The 3,690-nt window shown below is 72.0% G+C and carries 2 protein-coding genes and 1 pseudogene; all 3 read left to right on the top strand.

Annotated features, from left to right (window positions below; genetic code table 11):
• Positions 1 to 1,456, top strand: a 1,456-nt coding sequence (locus AB0G02_RS31265; protein WP_360801205.1) for an alpha-amylase family glycosyl hydrolase, incomplete at its 5' end; no start/stop codon positions are given.
• Positions 1,453 to 3,159 carry a maltose alpha-D-glucosyltransferase gene (gene treS, locus AB0G02_RS31270; RefSeq protein WP_360801208.1) on the top strand — a complete coding sequence of 569 codons (1,707 nt, stop codon included), beginning with the start codon at positions 1,453 to 1,455 and terminating at the stop codon, positions 3,157 to 3,159. The genes AB0G02_RS31265 and treS, both read left to right, overlap by 4 nt.
• Positions 3,156 to 3,690 (top strand): annotated as a pseudogene (locus AB0G02_RS31275) (hypothetical protein); the annotation flags it as partial. The gene treS and the pseudogene AB0G02_RS31275, both read left to right, overlap by 4 nt.

Here is a 3,690-nt window from a genome sequence, read left to right on the forward strand (position 1 = left end):
CGAGGAGCCGGTGCGCGAGCTCGTCACGCGCGGTGCGCCGCACCGGGTGCTGGTGGAGCGGGAACGCGCGCTGTTCGGCGCGTGGTACGAGCTGTTCCCCCGGTCCACCGGCGGGCTCGACCCCGACGGTCGCCCGGTGCACGGCACGTTCGCCACCGCCGCGCGCGAGCTGGAGCGCATCGCCCGGCTCGGGTTCGACGTGGTGTACCTGCCGCCGATCCACCCGATCGGGGAGCGCAAGCGCAAGGGGCGCAACAACAGCCCCGAGGTCGGCCCCGGTGACGTCGGGTCGCCGTGGGCGATCGGGTCGCGCCACGGCGGGCACGACGCCGTGCACCCCGAGCTGGGCACGCTGGAGGACTTCGACCGGTTCGTCGCCCGGGCCCGCGAGCTGGGCCTGGAGGTGGCGCTCGACCTGGCGCTGCAGTGCTCGCCCGACCACCCGTGGGTGCGCGAGCACCCGGAGTGGTTCACCCACCGGGCCGACGGCACGATCGCCACGGCGGAGAACCCGCCCAAGAAGTACGAGGACATCTACCCGCTGAACTTCGACCACGACCCCGCCGGGCTCTACGAGGAGGTCCTGCGCGTGGTGCTGCACTGGGTGGACCACGGGGTGCGCATCTTCCGGGTGGACAACCCGCACACCAAGCCGCCGGACTTCTGGGAGTGGCTGATCGACCGCGTCCGCCGCGACCACCCGGACGTGGTGTTCCTGGCCGAGGCGTTCACCAACCCGGCCCGGCTCTACGGCCTGGCGCGGCGCGGGTTCAGCCAGTCCTACACCTACTTCACCTGGCGCACCGGCAAGGCCGAGCTGGTCGGGTTCGGTCGCGAGCTGGTCGAGCACGCCGACGAGGCGAGGCCCAACCTGTTCGTCAACACCCCGGACATCCTGCCCGCGCACCTCCAGTCCGGCCGACCCGCCGTGTTCGCCATCCGGGCGGCGCTCGCCGCCACGCTCGCGCCGACGTGGGGCGTCTACTCCGGCTACGAGCTCTACGAGCACCAGGCGCTGCGACCCGGCGGCGAGGAGTACCTGGACTCCGAGAAGTACCAGCTCGTGCACCGGGAGTTCGGTGACGAGTCGGGCGGTCGGCCGACGCTCCAGCCGTGGATCGCGCGGCTCAACGGGATCCGCCGCGCGCACGCGCCGCTGCGGGAGCTGCGGACGTTGCGCTTCCACGACGTGGACAACGACTCCCTGGTCGCCTACTCCAAGACCGCGCCCGGCACCGGCGAGACCGTGCTGGTGGTCGTGACGCTCGACCCCGCGCAGCCGCAGGAGGGGACGGTGCGGTGGGACGTGGCGGGACTCGGCCTGCCCGACGAGTTCACCGTGCGCGACGAGGTGAGCGGGCGGACGTTCCGCTGGTCCGGCCACACCTACGTGCGGCTGGACCCGGATCACGCCGTGGCGCACATCGCCGCCGTGCTGCCGGAGGTGCGGTCGTGAGCGCCCCGTCGCCGGTCGACCCCGGCAGCGCCAGGCCGGCCCGCGACGAGCCGGAGTGGTTCAAGCGGGCGGTGTTCTACGAGGTGCTGGTGCGCGCGTTCGCCGACTCCGACGCCAACGGCACCGGCGACCTCACCGGGCTCACCGCCAAGCTCGACTACCTCGCCTGGCTCGGGGTCGACTGCCTGTGGCTGCCGCCGTTCTACGCCTCGCCGCTGCGCGACGGCGGGTACGACATCTCCGACTTCCGCGCGGTGCTACCGGAGTTCGGCACGGTGCAGGACTTCGTGCAGCTGCTCGACGAGGCGCACCGCCGGGGCATCCGGGTGATCACCGACCTGGTGCTCAACCACACCAGCGACGCCCACCCCTGGTTCCAGGCCTCCCGCAGCGACCCCGACGGCCCGTACGGCGACTTCTACGTCTGGAGCGACGACGACCGCAAGTACGCCGACGCGCGGATCATCTTCGTCGACACCGAGAGCTCGAACTGGACCTACGACCCGGTGCGCGGCCAGTTCTTCTGGCACCGGTTCTTCTCCCACCAGCCGGACCTGAACTACGAGAACCCGGCCGTGCAGGAGGCGATGCTGGACGTGCTGAGGTTCTGGCTGGACCTGGGCATCGACGGGTTCCGCCTGGACGCCGTGCCCTACCTGTTCGAGGAGGAGGGCACGAACTGCGAGAACCTGCCCCGCACGCACGAGTTCCTGAAGCGGTGCCGGCAGGTGGTCGACGAGGAGTACCACGACCGGGTGCTGCTCGCGGAGGCGAACCAGTGGCCCTCGGACGTGGTGGCCTACTTCGGCGACCCGGCGGTGGGCGGGGACGAGTGCCACATGGCGTTCCACTTCCCGCTGATGCCGCGGTTGTTCATGGCCGTGCGGCGCGAGTCCCGGTTCCCCATCACGGAGATCCTGGCCCAGACGCCGAAGATCCCCTCGGGCACGCAGTGGGGCATCTTCCTGCGCAACCACGACGAGCTGACGCTGGAGATGGTCACCGACGAGGAACGCGACTACATGTACGCGGAGTACGCCAAGGACCCGCGGATGAAGGCGAACATCGGCATCCGGCGGCGACTGGCCCCGCTGCTGGAGAACGACCGCAACCAGCTCGAGCTGTTCACCGCGATGCTGCTCTCGCTGCCGGGTTCGCCGGTGCTGTACTACGGCGACGAGATCGGCATGGGCGACAACATCTGGCTGGGCGACCGCGACGCGGTGCGCACGCCGATGCAGTGGACCCCCGACCGCAACGCGGGCTTCTCCGACTGCGACCCCGGACGCCTGTACCTGCCGGTGATCATGGACTCCGTCTACGGCTACCAGGCGATCAACGTCGAGACGCAGCAGCGCGACACGTCGTCGCTGCTGCACTGGAACCGGCGGATGCTGGCCGTGCGGCGCGAGCACCCGGCGTTCGGCCTCGGTGACTACCGGGAGCTGCCCTCGTCCAACCCGAGCGTGCTGGCGTTCGTCCGGCAGCACGAGGACGACGTCGTGCTGTGCCTGTACAACCTGTCCCGCCGCCCGCAGGCGGTCTGGCTCGACCTGTCCGCCCACCTGGGCGACGAGCTGGTGGAGCTGACCGGCGGTGCGCCCTTCGGCGTCGTCGAGGCGGCCGAGCACGCGTTCACCGTGGCCGGGCACGGCTTCTACTGGCTGTCCCTGGTCCGACCGCCGGGGGAGGGGAGACCATGACGCTCTCGGCGTGGGACCGGAACCGGCTGGCCGCCGCGCTGCCGGGCTGGCTGCCCGCCCGCCGCTGGTTCTCGGCCAAGGGGCGGGCGATCACCGGGGTGGAGCTGCCCGAGGTGGCGGACCTCGGGCGCGGACTGGTGATCGCGCTCGCGGACGTGCGGGTGGCGGGGGAGCGGGAACCCCGGCGGTACCAGCTCCCGCTCGTCGTGAGGTCGCGCCCGGGGCCGGACGCGATCACCGAGCTGGGCGGCGCGTGGGCGTTCGACGCCACCGACGACCCGGGCTCGATGCGCCACCTGCTCGACCTGGTCGCCGCGGGCGGCGAGCGGGACGGCGTCCGGTTCACCCCGGAGGCCGCCCTCCGCCCGGTGGGCCCGGCGAGCCCGGTGCGCCGGCTCACCGCCGAGCAGTCGAACACGTCGGTGGTGTTCGGCGACCGGTACATCCTCAAGTTCTTCCGCAGGCTGTTCCCCGGCGTGAACCCGGAGGTGGAGGTGCAGCGGGCGCGGGGCCCGCTGCCGACCCTCGCGC

Origin of the sequence: Actinosynnema sp. NPDC023658, from assembly GCF_040639995.1 — a bacterium.
Lineage (GTDB): Bacteria > Actinomycetota > Actinomycetes > Mycobacteriales > Pseudonocardiaceae > Actinosynnema.